At 39.7% G+C, this 24,294-nt stretch carries 23 protein-coding genes and 2 tRNA genes; 22 read left to right on the top strand and 3 right to left on the bottom strand.

The features are described 5' to 3' along the window. The first annotated feature begins 206 nt into the window (after positions 1–206). The 9 genes from A5875_RS00365 (at position 207) to A5875_RS00405 (ending at position 6,000) form a co-directional block, all read left to right on the top strand. Entirely contained in the window at positions 207–1,370 is a 1,164-nt protein-coding gene (locus A5875_RS00365; RefSeq protein WP_088931771.1) for an ABC transporter substrate-binding protein, read from the top strand. Between the two features lie 116 nt (positions 1,371–1,486). After that, positions 1,487–2,365, top strand: coding sequence for a branched-chain amino acid ABC transporter permease (locus tag A5875_RS00370; protein ID WP_088931772.1), 879 nt, complete (start codon positions 1,487–1,489; stop codon positions 2,363–2,365). Between the two features lie 9 nt (positions 2,366–2,374). Continuing rightward, positions 2,375–3,349 (top strand): branched-chain amino acid ABC transporter permease, encoded by a 975-nt coding sequence (locus A5875_RS00375; RefSeq protein ID WP_088934594.1) that lies wholly within the window; start codon positions 2,375–2,377, stop codon positions 3,347–3,349. Next, a complete protein-coding gene (locus A5875_RS00380; protein ID WP_088931773.1) occupies positions 3,330–4,106 on the top strand; it encodes an ABC transporter ATP-binding protein in 777 nt (258 codons plus the stop codon). Before A5875_RS00375 ends, A5875_RS00380 begins: the two co-directional genes overlap by 20 nt. Then, a complete protein-coding gene (locus A5875_RS00385; RefSeq protein WP_088931774.1) occupies positions 4,106–4,807 on the top strand; it encodes an ABC transporter ATP-binding protein in 702 nt (233 codons plus the stop codon). The genes A5875_RS00380 and A5875_RS00385 overlap by 1 nt, the downstream gene beginning before the upstream one ends. Positions 4,808–4,810: 3 nt before the next feature. Then, complete coding sequence (locus A5875_RS00390; RefSeq protein ID WP_088931775.1) at positions 4,811–5,455, top strand: CBS and ACT domain-containing protein; 645 nt, start codon at positions 4,811–4,813, stop codon at positions 5,453–5,455. Positions 5,456–5,530: 75 nt separating this feature from the next. Next, a complete protein-coding gene (locus A5875_RS00395; RefSeq protein WP_088931776.1) occupies positions 5,531–5,761 on the top strand; it encodes a DUF2969 family protein in 231 nt (76 codons plus the stop codon). An 82-nt stretch (positions 5,762–5,843) separates the two neighbouring features. Beyond that, positions 5,844–5,927, top strand: a tRNA-Tyr gene (locus tag A5875_RS00400). A 1-nt stretch (position 5,928) separates the two neighbouring features. Then, positions 5,929–6,000: transfer RNA gene (locus A5875_RS00405), tRNA-Gln, on the top strand. 98 nt (positions 6,001–6,098) lie between these two features. Here A5875_RS00405 and A5875_RS00410 read toward each other — a convergent pair. Then, positions 6,099–6,974: a helix-turn-helix domain-containing protein gene (locus A5875_RS00410; protein WP_088931777.1), complete on the bottom strand. Its 876-nt coding sequence runs from the start codon at positions 6,972–6,974 to the stop codon at positions 6,099–6,101. Positions 6,975–7,303: 329 nt separating this feature from the next. Here A5875_RS00410 and A5875_RS23465 point away from each other — a divergent pair, with 329 nt between their 5' ends. Next, complete coding sequence (locus A5875_RS23465) at positions 7,304–7,474, top strand: hypothetical protein (RefSeq protein WP_171004921.1); 171 nt, start codon at positions 7,304–7,306, stop codon at positions 7,472–7,474. Between the two features lie 41 nt (positions 7,475–7,515). Here the strand turns inward: A5875_RS23465 and A5875_RS00415 are convergent, their stop codons facing one another. Continuing rightward, positions 7,516–8,124 (bottom strand): TetR/AcrR family transcriptional regulator, encoded by a 609-nt coding sequence (locus A5875_RS00415; RefSeq protein ID WP_088931778.1) that lies wholly within the window; start codon positions 8,122–8,124, stop codon positions 7,516–7,518. Positions 8,125–8,301: 177 nt separating this feature from the next. Between A5875_RS00415 and A5875_RS00420 the strand changes: the two genes are divergently transcribed. Beyond that, entirely contained in the window at positions 8,302–12,543 is a 4,242-nt protein-coding gene (locus tag A5875_RS00420; RefSeq protein WP_088931779.1) for a 2-hydroxyacyl-CoA dehydratase, read from the top strand. Between the two features lie 146 nt (positions 12,544–12,689). Beyond that, positions 12,690–13,394, top strand: coding sequence for a GntR family transcriptional regulator (locus A5875_RS00425; RefSeq protein WP_088931780.1), 705 nt, complete (start codon positions 12,690–12,692; stop codon positions 13,392–13,394). 9 nt (positions 13,395–13,403) lie between these two features. On the opposite strand, the gene A5875_RS00430 is transcribed toward A5875_RS00425, so the two are convergent. Beyond that, entirely contained in the window at positions 13,404–14,045 is a 642-nt protein-coding gene (locus tag A5875_RS00430) for a YigZ family protein (protein WP_088931781.1), read from the bottom strand. A 103-nt stretch (positions 14,046–14,148) separates the two neighbouring features. Here A5875_RS00430 and A5875_RS00435 point away from each other — a divergent pair, with 103 nt between their 5' ends. The 10 genes from A5875_RS00435 to A5875_RS00480 all read left to right on the top strand — a co-directional run bounded on the left by A5875_RS00435 (position 14,149) and on the right by A5875_RS00480 (position 24,247). Beyond that, positions 14,149–14,436, top strand: coding sequence for a DUF7662 domain-containing protein (locus A5875_RS00435; protein WP_088931782.1), 288 nt, complete (start codon positions 14,149–14,151; stop codon positions 14,434–14,436). A gap of 131 nt (positions 14,437–14,567) precedes the next feature. Beyond that, positions 14,568–15,872, top strand: coding sequence for a DEAD/DEAH box helicase (locus A5875_RS00440; protein WP_088931783.1), 1,305 nt, complete (start codon positions 14,568–14,570; stop codon positions 15,870–15,872). Next, positions 15,862–16,527 carry a ComF family protein gene (locus A5875_RS00445; RefSeq protein WP_088931784.1) on the top strand — a complete coding sequence of 222 codons (666 nt, stop codon included), beginning with the start codon at positions 15,862–15,864 and terminating at the stop codon, positions 16,525–16,527. Before A5875_RS00440 ends, A5875_RS00445 begins: the two co-directional genes overlap by 11 nt. Before the next feature lie 139 nt (positions 16,528–16,666). Next, positions 16,667–17,212 (top strand): ribosome hibernation-promoting factor, HPF/YfiA family, encoded by a 546-nt coding sequence (hpf, locus tag A5875_RS00450; RefSeq protein ID WP_067622946.1) that lies wholly within the window; start codon positions 16,667–16,669, stop codon positions 17,210–17,212. 270 nt (positions 17,213–17,482) lie between these two features. Further along, positions 17,483–20,014 (top strand): preprotein translocase subunit SecA, encoded by a 2,532-nt coding sequence (gene secA, locus A5875_RS00455; protein WP_088931785.1) that lies wholly within the window; start codon positions 17,483–17,485, stop codon positions 20,012–20,014. A gap of 246 nt (positions 20,015–20,260) precedes the next feature. Continuing rightward, positions 20,261–21,371 (top strand): peptide chain release factor 2 gene (prfB, locus tag A5875_RS00460; protein ID WP_141108256.1). Its coding sequence is split into 2 segments (ribosomal slippage): positions 20,261–20,332 and positions 20,334–21,371, totalling 1,110 coding nucleotides; the frame shifts between segments, so codons are not numbered across the junction. 97 nt (positions 21,372–21,468) lie between these two features. Further along, the gene (ftsE, locus tag A5875_RS00465; RefSeq protein WP_016181267.1) at positions 21,469–22,158 is read left to right on the top strand and encodes a cell division ATP-binding protein FtsE; all 690 of its coding nucleotides are present in this window, start codon (positions 21,469–21,471) and stop codon (positions 22,156–22,158) included. Continuing rightward, positions 22,151–23,035 carry a permease-like cell division protein FtsX gene (gene ftsX, locus A5875_RS00470; RefSeq protein ID WP_088931787.1) on the top strand — a complete coding sequence of 295 codons (885 nt, stop codon included), beginning with the start codon at positions 22,151–22,153 and terminating at the stop codon, positions 23,033–23,035. The genes ftsE and ftsX overlap by 8 nt, the downstream gene beginning before the upstream one ends. Before the next feature lie 408 nt (positions 23,036–23,443). Then, positions 23,444–23,764: a DMT family transporter gene (locus A5875_RS00475; protein WP_088931788.1), complete on the top strand. Its 321-nt coding sequence runs from the start codon at positions 23,444–23,446 to the stop codon at positions 23,762–23,764. A 45-nt stretch (positions 23,765–23,809) separates the two neighbouring features. Further along, positions 23,810–24,247, top strand: coding sequence for a GNAT family N-acetyltransferase (locus A5875_RS00480; RefSeq protein ID WP_088931789.1), 438 nt, complete (start codon positions 23,810–23,812; stop codon positions 24,245–24,247). The last annotated feature ends 47 nt before the right edge of the window (positions 24,248–24,294 follow it).

Consider the following 24,294-nt stretch of genomic DNA (forward strand, 5'->3'; position numbering starts at 1 on the left):
ATATAAATCTCTTTGACTTTTTATCAGTCAGAGAGATTTTTTTACGTTATTTGATAAGGGCTAGAAACTATTGTAAGCGCTATAAATTGTTTGAGTATTGCCGAATTATTAAAATATTCAGAAAATTTAATTGACAGTGAGAGTTTTTTCCTATATATTCTTTATTATCTTAACGAATTATCATTATTTTATTAGGGGGAAACAGGATGAAGAAAAGAACAGTAGCTGCTCTAGCAGCAGGGTTGTTTTTATTTGGCGCATGCGGTTCGCCTAAAGCTAACGATAGCAGCGGCGGGGAAGATGCGAAGACGATCAAAATCGGCGGAAACTTTGAATTATCTGGTGCAGTAGCTGCATACGGTGAAGCAGAAAATGAAGGTGTCAAATTAGCTGTTGAAGAAATCAATAAAGATGGCGGGATTGACGGAAAGAAAATTGAGTACATTTCAAAAGACAACAAATCAGATAATAATGAAGCTGCATCTGTGGCTGCAAACTTAACAACAAAAGATGGAGTTGTTGCGATCGTGGGACCAGCTACGTCTGGTGCGACAAAGGCGACGTTACCGAATCTATCTAAATCTAAGGTTCCGGCAGTAACACCATCAGGAACTGATGATGCGATTACTGTTCAAAAAGGAAAAGTTCAAGATTATATTTATCGTTCTTGTTTCCAAGACAGCTTCCAAGGGATTGTCCTAGCAAAATATGCGGATGATAACTTAAAAGCTGATAAAGCAGTCATTTTGGGCGATAACTCAAGCGATTACGCGAACGGTTTGAAGAAAGCATTTAAGGATACGTACAAAGGAAAAATCGTCGCAGAGGAAAACTTTACTGCAGGCGACAAAGATTTCCAAGCGATGTTAACGAAAATCAAAGACAAAGATTTCAATGTCATCTATATTCCAGGGTACTACACAGAAGCTGGCTTGATTATCAAGCAAGCACGTGAAATGGGTATTGAACAGCCAATTATTGGTGCTGACGGCTTTGGTGATGAAAAATTAGTTGAAACAGCAGGCGCAAGCAATGTTAAAAATGTTTACTATACAGGGCACTTCTCAACAAAAGCTCCAGCAACAGATAAAGTTGAACCTTTTGTAAAAGCTTTTGAGAAGAAATATAGCAAACAACCATCTTCATTCAACGCGTTAGCTTACGATTCTGTTTATATGATTAAACAAGCAATCGAGGATGAAGGAAAAGCAACACCAGAAGCAATTGATAAAGGTCTTGCGAACTTGAAGGACTTTGAAGGTGTTACCGGTAAGATTTCAATGGACAAGGAACACAATCCTGTAAAATCAGCGGTTGTTCTTGGTCTAACTGATGGGAAAGAAACTTCTGCTGAAACCGTTAATCCGTAGTTAGTCGGAAAAAGCAGGCAAGGGAGTGTGCCAATGAACGTTGGTACACTCCCTTTTAAGAATCAAAGTTGTTATTAATCGACTACTCTATTTTTTTGAAAAGTGATGTGATAAAGATGGAAATATTTATTCAGCAAATCGTCAATGGGCTTTTCCTTGGGAGTGTCTATGCGCTGATGGCGTTGGGCTATACCATGGTTTATGGAATTATTAAATTGATTAACTTTGCCCACGGCGAAATTTATATGATTGGTTCATTCATAGGCTATTTTTTGATCAACCAGTTTAATATGGGCTTCTTTCCGGCATTAGTTTTGTCGATGGCGGGCAGTGCCATTTTAGGTGTTGTGATCGAATTTTTAGCTTATCGACCACTAAGAAACTCAACTCGAATCGCGGCGTTAATCACGGCGATCGGTGTTTCATACCTTTTACAAAATACAATGATCTACTTTTTCAGTTCGACCACACGACCTTTTCCACAAGCGATTAAGCTGCAAGTTTACAAAATCGGCTTTTTAAGTATTTCAAATATTCAGCTGCTGATTTTAGGCTTATCGTTGTTCTTGATGATCGCACTAAATTTGATCGTTCAAAAAACCAAAATGGGAAAAGCGATGCGTGCGGTAAGTGTTGATACGGATGCTGCTCAATTGATGGGGATCGATGTAAATCGTACGATTTCTTTTACTTTTGCGTTAGGTTCTGCACTAGCTGCAGCCGGCGGAATGATGATCGGTTTGTATTATAACTCGATTGATCCAATGATGGGGTATATCCCTGGTTTGAAATCGTTCATTGCTGCGGTATTGGGCGGAATCGGAATTATTCCCGGGGCTGCGATCGGCGGGTTTGTCATCGGTTTGATTGAGACATTGACTACGGCATTAGGTTTTTCTGATTTTAAGGATGCTGTAGTATATGCTGTCTTGATTTTGATTTTATTAATTCGTCCGGCCGGTATTCTTGGCAAGCATGTAAAAGAGAAAGTGTAGGTGGATCAAATGAAAAAGAATTTGAAATACAATTTGATTTGGCTAGCTTTGATCGTAATTGGTTATGTGGTTTTATACGTAGCTTACTCTGCTGGAATGGTCAACTTGTTCTTAGATAATATTTTAGTTCAAATCGGTATTAACGTGATTTTAGCAGTTGGGCTAAACTTAATCATTGGTTTTTCTGGTCAGTTTTCTTTGGGGCACGCGGGTTTCATGGCGATCGGAGCTTATGCAGCGGCGTTGATCTCAATGAGTATGCCAACCTTTGGCGGATTTTTCTTAGGTATGGCAGTCGGCGTTATTTTAGCCGGAATCGTTGCTGTAGCCGTTGGAATTCCGACTTTGCGTTTAAGCGGGGACTATCTGGCAATCGCAACACTAGGTGTAGCCGAAATTATCCGTATCTTACTGATCAATTTTAAAGAGATTACAAACGGCCCTTCCGGTCTATTTGGAATTGAGCCTTTTGTTGACTGGCAAATGGTTTATGGTTTTATGGCGATCACAACGCTATTTATTGTTAACTACATTCGTTCAGGTGCTGGACGTGCAACGATGGCGATCCGCGAAGATGAGATCGCAGCTGAAGCCATGGGGGTCAATACCACTAAATACAAGGTAATGGCCTTTACATTTGGTGCGATGACAGCTAGTATTGCTGGTTCGTTATACGCAGGATATTTGCAGTCGATTGCACCGAAAGATTTTGCATTCACGAAATCTGTTGATATTCTGATCTTAGTTGTGTTAGGCGGTATCGGCAGTGTGACGGGAACATTTATTGCAGCGATTCTTTTAGGAATCATCAATATGTACTTGCAAGACTTCGGAACGTTGCGAATGATCATTTACGCATTGGCATTGATCATCTTGATGATCTTCAAGCCAGGTGGCTTATTAGGTACGAAGGAATTGTCGGTGAAGAAAATTTTAGACAAGTTTAAAAAAGGAGATGACCAAAATGCCTCTGTTGGAAATTAAAGATTTAACGAAAAACTTTGGCGGTTTGGCGGCGGTCTCCAATGTCAACATCGCATTAGAAGAAAATCAATTAGTTGGTTTGATCGGACCGAATGGTGCAGGGAAAACGACTCTGTTTAATCTGATTACGGGTGTTTATGAACCGAGTGAGGGTGATGTTTTACTGGAAGCAGATGGTAAAACGCATCGTTTAAATGGTCAAAAACCATATGCCATCGCTGACCTTGGTTTGAGTCGAACCTTCCAAAATATTCGTCTATTTAAAGATTTAACTGTTTTGGATAATGTACTGATTGCCATGAATAGTAAAAATAAAGAAGGCTTTTTCTCAAGTGTACTGCGTTTACCGGCCTTTTACGATAAAGAAGAAAAATTAAAAGAAGAAGCACTGAAATTATTAACCATTTTTGATTTGCAGGATAAAGCAGAAAATCTAGCGCGTAACCTGCCATATGGCGAACAACGACGGTTAGAAATTGTTCGAGCGTTGGCAACCAAGCCTAAGATTCTTTTCTTGGATGAACCAGCTGCAGGAATGAATCCGCAGGAAACGGCGGCTTTGACGTTGTTGATTCGAAAAATTCAAGAAGAATTCCAAATCACGATTCTGTTGATTGAACACGATATGAGTTTAGTCATGGATGTATGTGAACGAATCTATGTTTTGGAGTATGGCCGCATTTTAGCCGAAGGTGTTCCAGAAGAAATCAAGAATAATCCAGAAGTTATCAAAGCCTATCTCGGAGGTGAGCTATAATGCTGAAAATTGAAAATCTTTCGGTTCATTACGGCATGATCCAAGCCGTGCGGGATGTCAGCTTTGAAGTAAATCAAGGTGAGATCGTTTCATTGATCGGGGCGAATGGCGCAGGAAAAACGACGATTCTCCGGACGATTTCCGGGTTAAATCAACCGTCTAAAGGGACGATCACTTTTGAAGGCTCGCCGATCCAAAAGAAAGCACCGAGAAGAATTGTGGCTCAAGGAATTTCTCAAGTTCCTGAAGGTCGGCACGTTTTTCCTGGTCTAACGGTTTTGGAAAACTTAGAGATGGGTGCTTATTTACGCAAAGATAGTGATATACAAGAGGACTATGAGCATATTTATGAAAAATTCCCAATCTTGAAAGAACGCTTGAATCAAGACGCATCAACATTATCCGGTGGAGAGCAACAGATGTTGGCAATGGGGCGGGCATTAATGTCTAAACCGCGTCTATTACTGTTAGATGAGCCATCAATGGGGTTAGCACCGATTTTCATTCAAGAAATTTTCAACATCATTCAAGAGATTCAAAAACAAGGAACAACCGTTTTATTGATCGAACAAAATGCGAAGATGGCTTTATCGATCGCTGACCGCGGCTACGTGTTGGAAACCGGTAAGGTGGTCTTGTCAGGAACTGGTCAAGAATTGCTAGAGAGTGAAGAAGTGAAGAAAGCTTATCTAGGAGGGTAAAACATGAGTGTAAAAGATTTTATGACAGAAAATTTAGTGACGGTTGCACCAAATACCAAAATATTTGATGCCGTTGATTTGATGAAAAAATATGATATCCATCGCTTGCCAGTTATTGATAATGAAAAATTGGTCGGATTGATTACCGAAGGAACGATCCAAGAAGCATTGCCTTCAACAGCAACCAGCTTGAGTGTTCATGAAGTGAACTATTTATTGAATAAGACGGTCGTATCAGATGTGATGATCAAGGATGTTAAAACGATTGCTCCTGATAAGGAATTGGAAGATGGCATTTATTTAATGCGGCAAAACAAAATCAATGTGCTACCTGTATTAGATGAAGAGAAATTAGTAGGCATCATCACTAATAATGATATTTTCGATGCCTTCTTAAAGCTGACAGGCTATTATGAAGGCGGCACGCGCGTTCAATTGAAGATCTTAGAAGATAAAAAAGGGGTGCTGGCTAGAGTAGCCAAAATTTTAGCAGATCATGATTTTAGCATCTTAACGGTTATCGTAGATCATCAAACAAATGCGACGATCGTAGAGATTCAGTTAGCCAGCAAGGAAACTGAAGAAATCAAGCAATTGTTGACCGATAACGGCTACGAAGTTTTACGCGCAGCAATTACAGAGCCTTAAGACTAAGGATGACTGAGTGATCAGTTGTCCTTTTCTTTTGTTGTATGATAAAATGTTCAGGACGGAGGGAAATGTATGTCTAAAAAGAACAAAGATATCCAAGTTCAGGTTACAGAAGAAGAACGCGAAATTAATGGGGAAAAGCAAACAGTTACCCAATTAGTGATCGGCAAAAAAATCATTGGCGAAATCATTCCCGAAAATAAAAATTTTCAAGCCTATAATGATGGCCATGTACTAGGTAGTTTCAAGTCTTTAGACGATGGAATTGAAGCGCTGATTCGTAACTGGAATTTACATGAATAATTTTTGAAAAAGTACTTGCATTTTTTTTGAAGATTAGGTATTATAACTGAGTCGGGTTTTTAAATAATAAAAAAACCTAATTGGAGGAGTAGCGAAGTGGCTAAACGCGACGGACTGTAAATCCGTTCCTTAGGGTTCAGTGGTTCGAATCCACTCTCCTCCACCATTGGGGTATAGCCAAGCGGTAAGGCAAGGGACTTTGACTCCCTCATGCGTTGGTTCGAATCCAGCTACCCCAGTTGTTAAGTGAGTTGCAGAAAGCAGCTCACTTTTTTTGTTTTTTTATATAACAAATAAATTAAAAAATCCGCTGAGAAAATCAGCGGATTTTTGATCGTTAATGGGTGACAGCGCGCTGTCGTATTTTTAAGACGCCCCACAGACAGACAACGCACAATAAAAAGGCAATGAAAAGAATGAACGACAATACTGCATAGGGAAATATCGGAGCTCTAGTGACTGATAAAAATGGCTCAATAACTATTTTCCGTATGTGTTGTGGGACTTCCTGTTGCAAATTGGTTAGTGCGTGCGATATTTCCGGTAAATTACTGTGCTGTGACAGAATACTGGTATACGCTCCAAAGACCTTATTGCCGATAGCGAGATATCCAAAGGCAAAATTACCTAAGCCGAGTCCTCCAATGACTAAATTGCCAAAAGCGAATAAACCGATTCCCAGATTACCAAAGGCAATTACTCCCAAAGCTAGGTTGCCCGCAGTAAAAAGTCCTAATGCTAAAAAGCCTCCTGAAACTATTCCTAGAGATAAAAAACCAATTGAGAAAACGCCCTTCGTAAAAATCCCTAATGAAAAAAATCCTGTTGAGAAAAACCCAATACTAAAAATACCACGTGCTGCTGGGATCAATTGCTGTTTATGTCTTAGCGAGCTGATGGCAAACCTGCGATTGTGCCATAGCATTTCCGAAAGATTGGGAATAATGATGTGGAGCAAAGGCAGATTAAATAGAAGTGTGCTTGAGCGATATTCAAAATACAATTCTGGCTCCCGTTCATTCAGCAGGTTATCCAATGAAATATCCAACAACTGTGCAATGTGTTTCAACGTATCGATATCAGGGTACCCAGCCCCGCGCTCCCATTTAGAAACTGTTCGATCGGATACATATAGAATATTAGCCAGTTGTTTTTGTGTAAGTTCGTTTCGCTGACGATAATTTCTTAATTGCGTCCCTAAAAAATTTTCCATTTGATTTCCTCTTTCTTATTGAGATAAGTTAAGCATAGCGAATTATTAGCAAAATGGATAGGAAATCCAGTGAAAAATCGATTCTACTTTGCGTAGAGTCTTGCTAGATTAGGCTTTATTGAAAATTTTGATTAGGAAAAGCTTTCTCACTTGAAGCCTTTTTAAATATACGCTACATTTAAGAGGAAGAAATAAAACAGGCTAAATTGAAGCTGTCATAACGTTTTAAATTATTTATATTGGAATAAAAAATGATTTCAAAAACAAAAGTCAGCGATGCTTTTAGTCCGTTTCGATATTTACATTTTTACTTTGAAGGGAGAATAGCTATGAATAAAGTTGAGGAGGTCAAAGAACTGTTAACCGATACAGTGGCAAGAATTTACAGCACAATTAAAGACAACTCATTAGAAGTTACGAAAGAAAAAGGAAAAGTACCTCAAGTCCGTTCTGTACGTCCAACTCGTCACACAATCAAATGGAAAGCAAAAAACCATTAACACAAAAGCAGCGCTCAGAAAAAAATCTGGGCGCTGCTTTTTTAATGGTCGATCTCAATGCCTAAAATGGTCAAATGCCCGTTGCCGACTAATTTGATGACAAGCTTAGAGAGACTGTCAGCACTCATAGTCGTGTCGCTAGTAATCCACCAGTGCAAAGTACCGACAAATATCGAAGTCATGTATTCAATGATAAAATCCAAAGGAACTTCGATGTCGTTCTCAGTAATTTTCAATCGGTTAAAAACATGGGAATATTTCTCATCTAAAATTTCCGCAACTTTTTTTCGCAGAATTTCGTTTCCTGAAGCATCCATGATGGTTAAGAAGAATTTCCGATTCGCCTGAATTTGTTCGTAAATATTTTTCAGCACCATTTCAATTTTACGAACTTTCAATCGGTTGCCTTGGACGATTTGATCAGGATCAAGGACGGCTGCAAAGGCATCGATGGCTTGTTTAAAAATTTGATCGTAGAGATCCTGTTTGTCTTTGTAATGAGCATAAAATGTTGCCCGATTAATCATTGCTTCGTCAGCGATCTCTTGGATAGTGATATTGTCGTACCCTTTTACTTCTACTAAATGGATAAAAGCTTCCATAATCATTTTGTTGGTACGCTTAACTCGTAGGTCAATTTTTTTTGGCATGGTAAAATCCTTTCACTTTTGCAACAAATTACGCTTGATTGTTGCTTATCACACGAATGAAATGGTTTTGAGTATTGCATAACGTTCGAAATGTTTTTAGAATATACGTGAGTAGTATAACAAACACTTTGTAAGTTAATCAACATGTGTTGTTAAAAATGGAAGGTAGGAATAATTATGACATTACGAGCGGGGATTGATGTTGGCTCTACAACCGTCAAGTTGGTCATTTTGAATGAACAAAACGAAAGTTTATTTGCCAAGTATGAACGTCACTTTTCAGATGTGAAAACTGCCACAGAACGTGTGTTGCGAGAAGCTGAAGCGGTGATCGGCAATCAAGAAATGACGATGAGCATTACTGGCTCTGGCGGGATGGGTTTAGCGGATGTTTTAGAGATTCCTTTTGTTCAAGAGGTAATCGCGTGTACACGCACAGTTGAGGAAATTATTCCTGAAACAGATGTAGCCATTGAATTAGGCGGAGAAGATGCTAAAATCACATTTTTTGAAGGTGCATTGGAACAACGCATGAACGGAAGCTGTGCTGGCGGTACGGGAGCTTTTATCGACCAGATGGCCGTTCTATTGAAGACAGATGCTAATGGCGTGAATGAATTAGCCAAAAATTATAAAACCATTTATCCGATCGCTTCACGATGTGGAGTATTCGCGAAAACAGATGTACAGCCACTGATCAATGAAGGAGCAGCAAAAGAAGATATCGCTGCGAGTATTTTTCAAGCAGTTGTGAATCAAACGATTGCTGGTTTAGCTGCCGGTCGAAAAATTAAAGGAAACATTGCGTTTCTTGGCGGTCCATTGTATTTCATGTCAGAGTTGCGTCAACGATTTATTGAGACGTTGAATATCGCACCAGAAAATGTGATCTTTCCAGAAAATCCGCAACTCTTTGTTGCGATGGGGGCTGCGTTCTATTCAGAAGAAGCAGACGCTACTTCTTTGGAAGGTTTATTGCATCGTTTAACAACTGCTGAAGAGGGATATTTATCCCCTTCAGATACTTTAGAGCCATTATTTGAAGACGAAGCAGATTTAGCTGACTTTCGGATGCGTCATGGTCAGGCACAGGCTAAAGAAAAAAGTTTGACTGAACATGAAGGTGTGGCATTTTTAGGGATCGATGCTGGATCAACGACGACAAAAGTAGCTTTGATCGATGATAACGGTAATTTGATGTATTCATTTTATGGCAACAACCAGGGTCAACCGTTGGAAACGACTATGACAGTATTAAAAGATCTCTATACAAAATTACCGGAAAATATTTTTATCGGAAAAGCTGCGGTGACTGGATACGGAGAGCAATTAATTCAAAATGCATTGAAGGTCGATATCGGTGAAGTAGAAACAATGGCCCACTACAAAGCCGCGAATCATTTCCAACCGGGCGTTGATTTTATTCTGGATATTGGCGGTCAAGATATGAAGGCCATGACCATCAAGGATGGCGCCTTGTCTTCAATCCAATTGAATGAAGCATGCTCTTCAGGCTGCGGCTCGTTTATTGAGACCTTTGCAAAATCGTTGAATTACAATGTAGAAGACTTCGCGAAGGCGGCCTTAAAATCAAAAGCACCGGTTGACTTAGGTTCACGCTGTACCGTCTTTATGAACTCCAAAGTAAAACAAGTTCAAAAAGAAGGCGCCTCTGTGGGCGATATCTCTGCAGGACTGTCTTATTCAGTTATCAAGAATGCTATCTATAAAGTAATCAAAATTCGTCGGCCAGAAGAACTGGGAGAAAAAATCGTCTGTCAAGGCGGCACTTTTTATAACGAAGCTGTTTTACGGGCTTTTGAAATGGTTACAGGACGAGAAGTTGTTCGTCCCTCAATCGCTGGATTGATGGGGGCATTCGGAGCAGCTTTGATTGCTCTAGAAAATTATGAGATCGGTGAAAAAACTGAAACCCTTTCTTTAGCAGAGATCGATAGCTTTACTGCTGAAAAAGAATTTACGCACTGCGGTCTGTGCGAAAATAATTGTATGTTGACCGTTACAATGTTCTCAGACGGCCGTCAGTTCATTACAGGAAATCGTTGTGAACGCGGGGCACGAATCAAAGTTAAACGAGAAGATAAAAAGGTCAATTTGGTGGATTACAAATATCGCCGTTTATTCAAGTATCGTCCATTACGCAAGAAAGAAGCGGTTCGCGGCGAAATCGGGATACCTCGTGTCTTGAATATGTATGAGAATTATCCATTATGGCATACCTTCTTTAGCGATTTAGGTTTCCGCGTAAAATTATCACCACGTTCAAACAAAGAATTGTATGAACAAGGGATGGAGACGATCCCTAGTGATACAGCCTGTTATCCTGCGAAGATCGCTCACGGACATATCCAAGCATTGATCGATGGCGGCGTTCCGATGATTTTTTACCCAGGCGTAGTATTTGAACGGCAGGAATCAAAAGAAGCGGATAATCATTTTAACTGTCCAATCGTTCAAAGTTATCCTGACGTCATTCGTAACAACGTAGATGATATTCGTGAAGGCAAAGTCGATTATCGCAATCCTTATTTGAACTTAGCCAATGAAGCCTCTGTAGCAGCTGTTTTAGGGCGCTGTTTCCAAGATCTAGGTATTACGCAAGAAGAAATCAATAAGGCATTGCATCATGCCTATGAAGAATTAGAGGCCTTCAAAGAAGATGTTCGTCAAAAAGGTGAAGAGACCTTGCTGATGCTTAATCAAAAAGGTGAACGGGGTGTCGTTCTTTCTGGTCGTCCGTATCACTTAGACCCTGAAATCAATCATGGGATCGCTGAGGTTATTACACAAGAAGGATTTCACGTATTAACAGAAGACAGTGTCTCACATTTAAGTGATGTCGGTAATCTTCGTGTAGTTAATCAATGGGTTTATCATTCTCGTCTTTATGCAGCGGCCCGTGTTGTGGCAAAATCGAAAAATCTTGAGCTTGTTCAATTGAACTCCTTTGGCTGCGGTTTAGATGCTGTAACAACGGATCAAGTAGAAGAGATCATGGAGCAATATGGAAAAATCTATACTGTCTTGAAAATTGATGAAGGATCAAATCTTGGCGCAATCAGAATTCGTCTGCGTTCATTAAAGGCTGCGGTCAACGAACGAGATAAATCAAATTTCCAACCAGTCAAACGTTTCGAAGAACCAGAAAAAATCGTCTTCACCAAAGAAATGCGCAAGAAGCATACTTTGCTGTTGCCGATGCTTAGTCCAATCCATCAATCAGGATTATTTGATATTGCGTTGGAAGCTTCGGGGTATAATGTCGTTTGTTTACCAGCGATGGACAGAGAAGCGGTTAATGTTGGGTTAAAATTCGTCAATAATGATTCATGTTACCCAGCGATCATTTCGATTGGTCAACTTGTTGAAGCATTGCAAAGCGGCGAATATGATTTGAACAATACGAGCGTGATGATGAGTCAAACTGGCGGCGGCTGTCGTGCAACAAATTACATTCCTTTATTGCGTAAGGCGTTAAATGATGCTGGGTTCCCACAGGTTCCTGTCGTTTCAGTTTCACTTGGGAACAAAGGCGTGGAAAGCAATCCAGGCTTCAAGTACACATTGCCGATGCTGAAACGAATCGTTGTTGCGATTCTTTACGGTGATTTATTCGAGCGAGTTGTTTATCGGACACGTCCGTATGAGTTGGAAAAAGGACAAATCGATGCTTTACATGCAGAATGGTTGAAAAAAGTTGAGAGCAACGTACGAAATGGTTCGTTGACAATCTTCAATCGCAACATGAAAAAAATCATTAAAGACTTTGATACTGTACCGATTTCAAATGAAGTCAAACCGAAAGTCGGTGTCGTCGGTGAAATCTTGGTGAAATATTCTCCGACAGCGAATAATGATATCGTTCGTTTGCTGGAAGAAGAAGGTGCTGAGGCGGTAGTACCAGACTTGATCGGATTTATGAATTATTCCTTGTACAACCAAATTTGGAAATACGATAATATGGGAATGCCGAAGAAAAATAAAAATATTGCTGAAATGGCGATTAAACTGATTGAAGTCGTGGAAAAACCAATGGATAAAGCTTTACGTGCATCGGAGCGCTTCACTGGTATTCATTCAATTTATCAATTAGCTGAAGATGCCAGCAAGATTCTTTCAATCGGAAATCATACTGGTGAAGGCTGGTTCCTAACAGGTGAAATGATTGATCTGTTGAAAACCGGTGTTAACAATATCGTCTGCATGCAGCCGTTTGGTTGCTTACCAAACCATGTCGTTGGTAAAGGAGTAATCAAAGAACTGCGTCACCAATATCCGAAATCGAACATTGCGGCGATTGATTATGACCCAGGTGTTTCAATCGTTAACCAATTAAACCGAATCCGCTTAATGATGGCAACTGCCAATAAACAGTTAAAAGAAGAAGTCAAAAATTGATTAAAAGAGTAGACCAATTAAAACAGGTCTGCTCTTTTATTATAAAAAAGAAAAGAGTGAAACGAATCGCAAAGGATTATTGTTGTACATTAGGTATATACCAGTTATAATAAGAGTAGTAAAAATTTTGAACGGGGTGACGGAACGTGGCGAATCAAGTGCCAGTTTATATTCAAATACATGATCAATTGAAGCATGAAATTGAAAACGGTGTATGGAAGGTTGGAGCGCGCCTGCCTTCTGAACGCGAATTGTCGTTGAGATTTGGAGTAAGTCGAATGACTCTCCGCCAAGCAATCCAAACATTATCCGATGAGGGGATTTTAGAACGAAAGATCGGTTCAGGAACCTATGTAGCAAGTAAGAAAGTCCAAGAAAAAATGAGCGGAACGACGAGTTTCACTGATATTATGGAATCATTAGGTAAAGTACCAGCTAGCAAAACGATTTCTTTCTTTCATTCGCGAGCAAGCTCTAGTGAAGCGGAAAAATTAGGTTTAGAAAAAGGCGAACAGGTTCTGCGTATGGAACGAATTCGTTATGCGGATGATGTGCCGATTTGTTTTGAAGTCGCAAGTATTCCGGCAAAGCTGATAGAAGGCTTTAGTAAAGAAGAGATCACCGATTCTTTTTATCACAGCCTGCAAGAAAAAGGGTTTGAAATCGGACGTGCCAATCAAACAGTATCCGCCACTCTAGCTTCAGAACAAATTGCTGAATACTTAGCAGTGAAACGCGGAGATGCTATTTTACGTCTGCGGCAGGTATCATATTTAGCGGATGGGCGTCCATTTGAATATGTGCGAACACAGTATGTCGGCAGTCGTTTTGAGTTTTACTTAGAAAAATAATCCAAGCGGTTACACCTCTTGGATTACTTGTTCGTGGTAAATGACTTCACCAGATTTGAAGTTGACTTGACCGTTTAATAAATCGGTCACTTGATTTTCGAAATCAGCAGTCTTATTTTCATCTACCATACAAGTCACAACGACTTGATCGGTAAATTGGGTATCTTTGACTGCCAAATGTTCATTAGCAATGAAATTCTCCATCTTCCCCCAATTGGGGTAATCTAACTGCACAAGAACCTCTTGCTGCAGTCGACCTTCTACGATACCCGTGGCAGCTATCGCTTGGGCCACAGCTCCTGAATACGCACGAATCAAGCCGCCTGCGCCGAGCTTGGTTCCGCCGAAATAACGGGTTACGACCGCACAAACGTTGATCAAATCATTTTTTTTCAGCACTTCCAGCATTGGGACGCCAGCGGTTCCGCTAGGTTCACCATCATCTGAATAACGCTGAATCTCATTGCGATCGCCTAAGACAAAGGCACTGCAATTATGGTTTGCTTTCCAATGTTCCTTTTTGATCTGTTGAATGAAGTTTTTTGCTTCATCTTCTGATTTGATACGTTTCAAAAAACAAATGAAGCGAGATTTTTTGATCTCGATTTCGTGTTGATTGTCTTCTTTAATAGTTCGATAGTTTTGCAGCATGATTTTGCCTCACTTTAATTTTCTCTATTACAGTATAGGAGAAAAGCGGGGCAGGTTTCAACTAAACGCTGTTTATCAGTATGATTTTGTTTGAAGGTGAGGGATGAGCATGACACGAGCAAAAAAATATGATGGTATTACTCATTATTTGAAAAGTAATAACGGCTCACAGGTAACGCTGACCTTTACACAGTTCGATGAGCTGTTATTTCCTCGCAGCGGTCTGCCGCAAACTGCGCGTCAAGATCTAGATTGGTGGGCGAATGATTATCGACATCCAGAAAAGGGAGCTTATGGCTGGTTGAACGCCAACTATGAAGTAGTCCAGGTTAATCTCACTAAAGAATATGTAGTTTTCAATAAATTGGTAAAATCAAATTGGCTGATTTAAGCTTATACTAAAAAGGAAGTGCGATTTAATTGTCGTGCTTCTTTTTTTGTTTCTTTCAAGCTAGCAAATCATCTGAACGTGAAGATTGATAAGTCAATTTGCGTATGTTTCTTGAAAAGAGGAGGACTCAGATGGAAATAACTGGTCAACGATTATTATGGAAGGAATGGCAGGTTTTTTACCCGCAGATAGATTTAGCATATGCTGAAAAAATTTCTGCAATGGTAGAGGTCGAAGATGGTTGGTTGTGCCAACGCTGTGGAGGGATTTCTCAAGAGAAACTGCCGGCAGGCTTTTTTTACTGCACAGACTGTCTAACTTTGGGACGTGTAGATAGTCGCAGTTTTCTGTATTATTTTCCAGCTGAAGAATTATGCACGAGGCAGGTTAATCTTGTCTGGTCGGGAAAACTTTCACCTGCACAAAATAAAATTGCAGAGAATTTATTGGAGAATCAAGCTGTAGCAAAAACATTTTTGATTTGGGCCGTGACGGGGGCAGGAAAAACAGAGATTCTATTTCCTTTATTAAAAGCTTCGTTGGAGCGAGGGAAAAGGATTGCGGTAACGTCGCCTCGGGTTGATGTTTGTAACGAGCTTTATTTGCGTTTTCGTAACGCTTTTCCGCAAGAAGAAATCAGCCTCTTCCATGGACAAGAGCGAAAAGATGCCGGAGATGTTTTTGTTGTATGTACAGTCCATCAGCTTTTACGTTATCACAGCTACTTTGATCTGATCATTGTTGATGAAGTAGATGCGTTTCCTTATGCAGCCGATCCATTATTGCATCGTGCAGTAGATGACGCTCAAAAAATAGATGGAAATCGCATTTATTTAAGTGCAACCCCCGATGATTTTTTAAAAAAGGAGGTAGATCGACTTTATTATTTACCAGCACGTTATCATCGTCGTCGTTTACCCGTTCCGCAACTGCTATTTTCTTGGCATTTAGAAAAATACTTAATCAAAGGACAACTCTCTGAAAATATTTTGATGAAAATCGGCAGGTTATTAGAACAAAACAATGTTTTGCTTTTCTGTCCTAGTATCTCTTTGTTAGCAAACATAGCCAGCTATATTGAAAAAAAATTTCCAGAAGTACGTTTGACAACTGTTTTTTCACAGGACCAAGAGCGGCTGATAAAAGTCGAAAATATGCGAGCGGGTAAATACCAATTGCTTATAACAACGACTATTCTTGAGCGTGGTATAACCTTTGAAAAAGTATCGGTTGTTGTATTGCAGGCCTCACATCGTGTTTTTAATAGATCAGCGCTGGTTCAAATCGCAGGAAGAGCGGATCGTAAGGGTGGTTATACTCATGCTGAGGTGATTTTTATCACGAGTGAAGTAACTATTTCGATAAAAAAAGCGATTAAAGAAATTGAAGAAAATAATCGTCAGGCGTTGCAGGAGGGATTAATTGATGCGCTGTAGTTGTTGCCAAAAAGAATTAATTAATAATCTAACCTTGCGGGAATTATTTTTTCCAAGCAGTCAGCGATGCTATCACTGTGAACAATTATTTTCAAAAATAGATCAATCACAAGTCTGTCCAGGTTGTGGTCGACCAAATTCAACAGAGTTGTGTCATGATTGTTGTTTATGGCAGCAAGAGCTTGGTTTTGTGATGAGGAACTTCAGTTTGTTTAGCTATAACGAGGGCTTTCGACAATGGATTGAGACTTACAAATTTACGGGAGATTATCGAACGCGTGGGGCTTTTGTCTTGGAATTAACCGAAGCTTTACAAAAATATCAAGAATATTTGATTTGTCCATTGCCGCTTTCAAAAGAGCGTTTTGAACAAAGAGGGTTCAATCAGGTACGAGGGTGTCTAGATTTGACGAAACGTTCTTATGACCTTTTGCTAAAGCGCAGTGAATTAGCGCCGCAGTCAGAAAAATCACGTGAAGAACGCTTACAAATGAAGCAGCCTTTCGAACTAAATGTACCAATTGAAAAAATTAGAAATCAGAAAGTTTTATTAGTTGACGATGTTTATACGACAGGTCGTACGCTGTTTCATGGAGCAGAATTGCTTTATAAAAGTGGCGCAGAAACGGTGAAAAGCTTGACTTTTGCACGCTAAAATGCATTCTTTTAGCTTTGTAATTTGATAGCGATTTACTTTGCAAAAGGATTAGATTTCGATATAATAGAGATAAGAAGAAGAGGTAAGAGTGGTCCTTCCTTAATCTTCAGTTGGCAAGACGAAAGGGGCAATACGTATGTTCAAATATAATGTTCGTGGGGAAAACATCGAAGTTACAGAAGCTATCCGCAATTACGTTGAAAAGAAAGTAGGAAAGTTAGAACGCTACTTCACTGATGTTCCGGACGCAACTGCTTATGTCAATTTGAAAGTTTACACAGAAAAAACGGCAAAAGTTGAAGTAACGATCCCATTACCTTACTTGGTTCTTCGGGCGGAAGAAACTTCACCAGATTTATATGCAAGTATTGATTTGGTTGTGGATAAATTGGAACGTCAAATCCGCAAGTTTAAAACAAAAATTAATCGTAAAGCTCGTGAAACGGGTGTACCAGAACGTGAAGTGGAAGTGTTAGTGAACGCAGAAGATTCAGAAGAATCTGAATTAGAAATCGTTCGTACAAAACGCTTATCATTGAAACCAATGGGCAGCGAAGAAGCGGTCTTACAAATGAATATGCTTGGACATAATTTCTTTATCTTTGAAGATGCTGAAACAAACGGTACAAGTATCGTTTATCGTCGTAAAGACGGCAAATATGGATTAATCGAAACAGATTAACAGAAATTTATCGCCTTCCAGCGTTTCGCTGGAAGGTTTTTTATTTTGATTGAAAATAAAGTTTTAGGATAAGACCCTGTTTTTTATGCAGATTCACTCCTTGTAAGCCTTGCTATTAAAGAAAATCACTAAAAAAGATTAATCATTTATATAAGTCGAGGTTTATTCGCTATGAGAAGTTTCTTTTCTCAAAGACTAATGATAAAATATACTAGCGGGTTTCTATCGAAAAATAGAAAATGAAAAGAAATAAAGGAGTAAGATAAACGAATGGCAAACTTTCTGAAACGAATGATTGAGAATGATAAAAAAGAATTAAAAAGATTAAGTGTGATTGCTGACAAGGTCGAAGAATTTTCTGGCGACATGGAAAAATTGTCAGATGGACAATTACGCGGTAAAACCGAAGAATTTAGAGGGCGTTACCAAGCGGGTGAAACGCTAGATGAATTACTGCCAGAAGCATTCGCAGTGGTTCGTGAAGCAGCAAAACGTGTCTTAGGTCTATACCCATATCATGTCCAATTAATGGGTGGGGTTGTTTTACACGATGGCAATATCCCTGAAATGAAAACTGGTGAAGGTAAAACATTGACAGCAACGATGCCAGTTTATTTAAATGCATTAACAGGCGAAGGGGTTCACGTAGTTACAGTAAATGAATATTTAGCAACACGGGACTCGACTGAAATGGGTGAGTTGTATAATTTCTTAGGTTTGAGTGTTGGTTTGAACATCAATTCGAAAACTGCGGATGAAAAGCGTGAAGCCTACAACTGTGACATCACATACAGTACGAATAATGAGCTTGGGTTTGACTATTTGCGTGACAACATGGTAGTTTACCAAAGCCAAATGGTTCAACGTCCATTAAACTATGCGATCGTCGATGAAGTAGACTCAATCTTGATTGATGAAGCGCGGACACCATTGATCATTTCCGGTGCGGCAGAAAAATCAACGGCGCTTTACACACGGACAGATAACTTCGTGAAACGTTTGAAAGAGGATGAAGATTTCAAGATCGATATCCAATCAAAAACAATCGGCTTAACAGAACAGGGAATTGAAAAAGCAGAAGAAAACTTCGGCTTAGAAAACTTGTATGATTTAGACAATACTGCTTTGACTCACCATTTAGATCAAGCTTTACGAGCAAACTTTATCATGATTCGTGATATTGATTATGTGGTTCAGGAAGGTAAAGTCTTGATCGTTGACCAATTTACTGGACGTATCATGGATGGCCGTCGTTATTCTGATGGTTTGCACCAAGCGATCGAAGCGAAAGAATCGGTTGAGATCGAAGATGAAACCAAAACAATGGCAACCATTACTTTCCAAAACTATTTCCGGATGTATAAAAAACTTGCCGGGATGACTGGTACAGCTAAAACGGAAGAAGAAGAATTCCGTGAAATTTACAATATTGAAGTAATTCAAATTCCAACAAACCGCCCAATTGTTCGAGAAGACCATGCAGATTTGTTATATCCAACCTTGGAAAGCAAATTCCATGCGGTGGTACAAGACATCAAAGAACGTCACCGTAAAGGTCAACCGATTCTAGTTGGTACAGTGGCTGTTGAAACGTCTGAACTGCTTTCAAATATGTTGGACCGTGAGAAAGTTCCGCATGAAGTTCTAAATGCGAAGAACCACTTTAAAGAAGCGGAAATCATTATGAACGCGGGACAAAAAGGATCAGTTACGATCGCTACCAATATGGCCGGTCGAGGAACCGATATCAAATTAGGTCTTGGTGTTGTTGAATTAGGCGGATTAGCCGTTATTGGTACAGAACGTCATGAATCACGCCGTATTGATAATCAGTTGCGTGGACGTTCAGGACGTCAAGGAGATCCGGGTGTTTCACAATTTTATCTTTCATTAGAAGATGATTTGATGAAACGTTTTGGTTCTGAACGAATCAAAGCTTTCTTAGATCGAATGAAAGTTGAAGATGAGGATGCAGTTATTCAAAGCAAAATGTTGACTCGCCAAGTTGAATCTGCTCAAAAACGAGTGGAAGGCAACAACTACGACACACGTAAAAACGTCTTGCAATATGACGATGTAATGCGTGAACAACGGGAAGTTATCTATAAACAACGTCAAGATGTAATTATGGGTGAAAAAGATTTAACTCCGAACTTGCTAAACATGGTACGCCGGACAATTTCACGCGTTGTGGATAGCCATACTCAGTTAGAAAAAGATAATTGGAACCTTGAAGCGTTAGCAGATTTTGCTGGAGCGACATTAGTTCATGAAGATTCTGTTTCAAAAGCAGATTTTGAAGGCAAATCGCCAGAAGAGATGAAAGATTATTTATATGATCGTGCGAAAGCTGTCTTTGATACAAAAGTGTCTCAATTACAAAGTCCTGAGCAACTATTGGAATTTGAAAAAGTAGTTATCTTGCGTGTTGTAGACACGAAATGGACGGATCACATCGATGCGATGGATCAATTGCGTCAATCTGTAGGACTTCGTGCTTATGGACAAAACAATCCATTAGTTGAATATCAAACAGAAGGCTACAAAATGTTTGAGGACATGGTTGGTGCTATTGAGTTTGAAGTTACGCGTCTCTTTATGAAAGCAGAAATTCGCCAAAACGTTCAACGGGAGCAAGTAGCACAAAATCAACAAGAGCATCCTGTAGAAGCTGATGGCGATCCGAAGAATTTAACGCATACAAAACAAAAGCCGGTCCACGTAGAAAAAGTTGGACGAAATGATCCATGTCCTTGCGGCAGCGGTAAGAAATATAAAAACTGCCATGGTAAAGGACAATAATCTTTTACGAGAAAAGAACCTTCAGGACGGGACATAGCTGCTATGTCTCGTCTTTTGACAGTTCTGCCTTTGAAAATTTGATGAATTATGGAATAAAGCCGCTTTGTTAGAGCCTAGTATTGAAGCCGAGATACTTTGTTGAAGGACAGGTGTACGGAAAAATTATATACTACTAATTGAGCCGGCTATTTTTGGAATTATTGGTTAAACGGGTGATTTTTTACCCGTGAGAAAGAAGGAATAGATTTGGAAAACGCAGAAATTCGAAATTTGTTAGACACGATGCAAGAGCAGGTCGTAAGCTTCAGGGGGTCTCTTTGACCTCGAGCAGTTAGAAGAGGATATTGCAGAAGCAGAAAATCAAATGACTGCGCCTGGTTTTTGGGATGATTCAGAAAAAGCCCAAGCACTGATCAATCGCAACAATACCTTAAAAGAAACCTATGATCAGTTTCAAGCGATAGCAAATGAAAATGATGAATTGAACGTTATGTGGGAAATGCAGCAGGAAGAATTTGATGTCGAGTTGCAAACTGAACTGGAAGAACGCTTAATTGAGCTGCAAGAAAAAATCGCTGGTTTTGAGTTGTCACTTTTATTAGATGAACCTTATGATAAAAATAATGCGATCCTAGAGCTTCATCCAGGAGCTGGCGGAACAGAATCTCAAGACTGGGGTTCAATGCTTTTACGAATGTATACTCGTTGGGCAGACCAGCATGGTTTTTCAGTTGAGACGATCGATTATCAATCAGGTGATGAAGCGGGAATCAAGAGTGTCACGTTGATGATCAAGGGAACTAATGCATATGGATATTTGAAATCAGAAAAAGGGGTGCATCGTTTAGTTCGTATCTCTCCATTTGACTCTGCTAGTCGCCGCCATACTTCATTTTGTTCTGTCGAAGTTATGCCTGAATTGGATGAAAATATCGAAGTTGAGATTAATCCAGATGATTTGAAGGTGGATGTTTATCGAGCCAGTGGTGCGGGTGGACAGCATATTAATAAAACTTCTTCTGCTGTGCGGATCACTCACTTGCCAACTGGAACGGTGGTAGCTAGTCAAGCGCAACGTTCGCAATTTCATAATCGTGAGACTGCGATGCAGATGTTGAAGGCGAAGCTTTATCAATTAGAGATCGAAAAGAAGGAGCAAGAAGCTGCTGCTTTACGTGGTGAACAAAAAGAAATTGGCTGGGGTTCACAAATTCGTTCTTACGTTTTTCATCCTTACTCGATGGTAAAAGACCATCGTACTGAATATGAGACGGGAAATGTACAGGCAGTAATGGACGGCGAATTAGATCCTTTCATTGATGCTTACTTGAAATGGCGCTTAGCACAAGATGCTTAATGCTAAAATGAAATCAAATTGTAAAGTAATGAAAGCCAGTTGCAATGTTGGCATGCTATAATAGCAAAGAATTTAAGAGGATTTGGAGAGATAAAGCATGATTGAAATGCAGGATGTAACAAAAAAATATCCTAATAAGACAACTGCTGTACGTGGGATTTCGGTCCGTATCGATCAAGGTGAGTTCGTCTATGTCGTTGGTCCCTCTGGTAGCGGAAAATCTACCTTTATCAAGTTGATGTATCGTGAAGAAAAGGCAACTTCTGGAAAAGTGCTGGATGTTGCTCGTCATGATTTATTGAAAATCAAAAATAAAGAAGTTCCTTATCTGCGTCGTGATGTCGGCGTTGTTTTCCAGGACTTCAAATTATTGCCCCGTAAGACAGTTTATGAAAATGTTGCTTACGCAATGCAAGTAATCGGACGTAAACCGCGGGATATCAAGAAACGTGTTATGGAAGTTTTGGACCTCGTTGGCTTGAAACACAAAGTCCGCGTATTTCCAAGTGAGTTATCTGGTGGAGAGCAGCAGCGTGTTTCGATTGCACGGGCGATTGTAAACACACCGAAAGTTTTGATTGCCGATGAACCAACTGGTAATTTGGACCCAGATACATCTTGGGAAATCATGCATCTATTAGAACGGATCAATAACCAAGGAACAACGATCGTAATGGCCACACACAACAAAACGATCGTAGATACAATGCGCCATCGTTTGATCGCGATTGAAAATGGATTGATCGTTCGAGATGAAGCGGAAGGAGAATACGAGTTTGATGATTAGAAATTTCTTCCGACATTTGTTGGAAAGTGTCAAGAGTGTCAAACGTAATGGGTGGATGACATTGGCATCTGTCAGTGCGGTGACGATCACATTAACGATGGCTGGAATCTTTATGGCATTAATCATGAATGCGACAAAATTAGCACAAGACGTTGAAGGCAATGTTGAAGTAACGGTCTTTGTTGATATCGGTACAAAAGATAAAGACTTAAAAGAGTTGAAATCTGAATTACAGGATATCAGCCATGTTGATAAGGTAACATTCTCTAGTAAAACAGACCAGCTGAAAAAGTTGCAAAAACAAATGGGTGACGCTTGGGATCTATTCGAAGGCGACAGCAACCCGCTTTACGACGTGTACGTGGTCAGTGCAACAGATGCGCAATACATTAAACCAGTAACCCGTGAAGCAAGTCAGCTTCCAAATGTTTTCCGCGCTAACTATGGTGGTAACTCAGCCGATCGAATCATTCAGATGTCAAAAGTTGTTCGTACTTGGGGTCTAGCTGCAGCAGCATTGTTAATCTTTGTAGCAATTTTCTTGATTTCCAATACGATTCGAATCACGATTATTTCACGTAAAACGGAAATTCAAATCATGCGTCTCGTGGGTGCTAAGAACGGATATATTCGTTGGCCATTCTTCCTTGAAGGCGGTTGGATCGGCTTGATTGGTTCAATCGTGCCAATTCTAGTCTTAACGTATGGCTACTCACAAGTATATGGTTTAGCAGCTCCTTATTTATTACAATCAAATCTAGAATTGCTGCGTCCAAGCCAAATTGTTTGGATCTTGGATATTACAATGGCTGTTGGCGGATACTTGATTGGTTCAATTGGATCGGTCATTTCAATGCGTCGCTTCTTGAAGATTTAAAAAAATAAACTTCTCTGATTTATTTGGAGAAGTTTTTTTGCTGCCAGAAAGTATAAGAAATTCACAAGTAAAACGTTGAATCAACAGCTTTAACGATGTCCAGCTTCACGAACTAGCTTTTCTACACAGCGATCGGTTTTTGGAGCTGATGTGGAACAGTACCTACTCGGTGCTCAAAAGCTGAGCGAGTTCGAGAAGTCTTTCTATGAAAAAAATAAATGTTTGGTCTTGCCTTTTTCAATAAAAGGTTCTAAGATGGGAGACAAGTGAATAAAACGCTACCGAGCAAGGGAGCCAATTTCGTTAGGTCATTGAAGAAATTGGACTCCCTTTTGTCATTTCTATTTTTACAGTTGATTTGCTTGGTGCGTTAGACAAAATCATATTATTTTAGGAGGAGTATGTATTATGGCATGGGTATCTTTGATTGTAGCAGGAGTTTTTGAAATGTTTTGGGCAACGATGATGAAAATGAGTGAAGGGTTCAGCAAATTGAATTATTCGCTGTTAACAATAATCGGCATGATTGCCAGCTTCTATTTTTTGGCAAAGTCGCTTCATGCGCTGCCGATGAGTTTGGCCTATCCGATTTGGACAGGGATCGGAGCAGTGGGTTCGATTTTGATCGGAGTACTTTTCTTCAAAGATCATTTATCACTTTTGACAAGCTTTTTCGTCGTGCTTTTAGTAGTGGGAATCATCGGAATTAAGGTTACTAGCGGACATTAAACAAAAAATGGGTTAAACTATTTTTATTAAAAATAGGAGGTTATTATGATTAAAACAACGGATGAGTTAACCCCGCAAGAGTTAGTAACAATTTTCCAAGCTCGCACGGCTGTCTTTGTTGTGGAGCAAGAGTGTCCTTATCAGGAAGTTGACGAGGCGGATCGTCATGCGCTGCATGTTTGTCTGGAAGAAAATGGCGAGCTGCAGGCGTATGCACGAATTTTAGAAGAGGATGAGGCAATCCATTTTGGTCGTGTGCTGGTCGTGAAAAAATATCGCGGGCAACAATTAGGACGAAAAATTGTAGCGACAACGTTATCAGAAATTGAAAAACGCTATCCTGATCGACCGGTTATTATTTCGGCACAAGCGCATTTAGTCGATTTTTATCGCTCATTTGGTTTTGAACAAAATTCCGAAGTATATTTAGAAGATGAAATCCCTCACATTGAGATGCTTTTACAAAATGGCGAAAATGGTTAGGGCACATTGTTTACTTTAATCATTTTCTCGGCTATCCTTTAGAAGAA

Origin of the sequence: Enterococcus sp. 3H8_DIV0648 (genome assembly GCF_002140655.1) — a bacterium.
Classification (GTDB): domain Bacteria; phylum Bacillota; class Bacilli; order Lactobacillales; family Enterococcaceae; genus Enterococcus_A; species Enterococcus_A hulanensis.

What these genes read in the sequence shown, in the direction of transcription:
- A5875_RS00375 (WP_088934594.1), top strand. Translation starts at nt 2,375, where the DNA reads ATGAAAAAGAATTTGAAATACAATTTGATTTGGCTAGCTTTGATCGTA.
- A5875_RS00420 (WP_088931779.1), top strand. Translation starts at nt 8,302, where the DNA reads ATGACATTACGAGCGGGGATTGATGTTGGCTCTACAACCGTCAAGTTG.
- A5875_RS00410 (WP_088931777.1), bottom strand. Translation starts at nt 6,974, where the DNA reads ATGGAAAATTTTTTAGGGACGCAATTAAGAAATTATCGTCAGCGAAAC.
- hpf (WP_067622946.1), top strand. Translation starts at nt 16,667, where the DNA reads ATGTTCAAATATAATGTTCGTGGGGAAAACATCGAAGTTACAGAAGCT.
- A5875_RS00475 (WP_088931788.1), top strand. Translation starts at nt 23,444, where the DNA reads ATGGCATGGGTATCTTTGATTGTAGCAGGAGTTTTTGAAATGTTTTGG.
- A5875_RS00385 (WP_088931774.1), top strand. Translation starts at nt 4,106, where the DNA reads ATGCTGAAAATTGAAAATCTTTCGGTTCATTACGGCATGATCCAAGCC.
- A5875_RS23465 (WP_171004921.1), top strand. Translation starts at nt 7,304, where the DNA reads ATGAATAAAGTTGAGGAGGTCAAAGAACTGTTAACCGATACAGTGGCA.
- secA (WP_088931785.1), top strand. Translation starts at nt 17,483, where the DNA reads ATGGCAAACTTTCTGAAACGAATGATTGAGAATGATAAAAAAGAATTA.
- A5875_RS00435 (WP_088931782.1), top strand. Translation starts at nt 14,149, where the DNA reads ATGAGCATGACACGAGCAAAAAAATATGATGGTATTACTCATTATTTG.
- A5875_RS00445 (WP_088931784.1), top strand. Translation starts at nt 15,862, where the DNA reads ATGCGCTGTAGTTGTTGCCAAAAAGAATTAATTAATAATCTAACCTTG.
- ftsX (WP_088931787.1), top strand. Translation starts at nt 22,151, where the DNA reads ATGATTAGAAATTTCTTCCGACATTTGTTGGAAAGTGTCAAGAGTGTC.
- ftsE (WP_016181267.1), top strand. Translation starts at nt 21,469, where the DNA reads ATGATTGAAATGCAGGATGTAACAAAAAAATATCCTAATAAGACAACT.
- A5875_RS00395 (WP_088931776.1), top strand. Translation starts at nt 5,531, where the DNA reads ATGTCTAAAAAGAACAAAGATATCCAAGTTCAGGTTACAGAAGAAGAA.
- A5875_RS00365 (WP_088931771.1), top strand. Translation starts at nt 207, where the DNA reads ATGAAGAAAAGAACAGTAGCTGCTCTAGCAGCAGGGTTGTTTTTATTT.
- A5875_RS00440 (WP_088931783.1), top strand. Translation starts at nt 14,568, where the DNA reads ATGGAAATAACTGGTCAACGATTATTATGGAAGGAATGGCAGGTTTTT.
- A5875_RS00370 (WP_088931772.1), top strand. Translation starts at nt 1,487, where the DNA reads ATGGAAATATTTATTCAGCAAATCGTCAATGGGCTTTTCCTTGGGAGT.
- A5875_RS00415 (WP_088931778.1), bottom strand. Translation starts at nt 8,124, where the DNA reads ATGCCAAAAAAAATTGACCTACGAGTTAAGCGTACCAACAAAATGATT.
- A5875_RS00480 (WP_088931789.1), top strand. Translation starts at nt 23,810, where the DNA reads ATGATTAAAACAACGGATGAGTTAACCCCGCAAGAGTTAGTAACAATT.
- A5875_RS00390 (WP_088931775.1), top strand. Translation starts at nt 4,811, where the DNA reads ATGAGTGTAAAAGATTTTATGACAGAAAATTTAGTGACGGTTGCACCA.
- A5875_RS00380 (WP_088931773.1), top strand. Translation starts at nt 3,330, where the DNA reads ATGCCTCTGTTGGAAATTAAAGATTTAACGAAAAACTTTGGCGGTTTG.
- A5875_RS00430 (WP_088931781.1), bottom strand. Translation starts at nt 14,045, where the DNA reads ATGCTGCAAAACTATCGAACTATTAAAGAAGACAATCAACACGAAATC.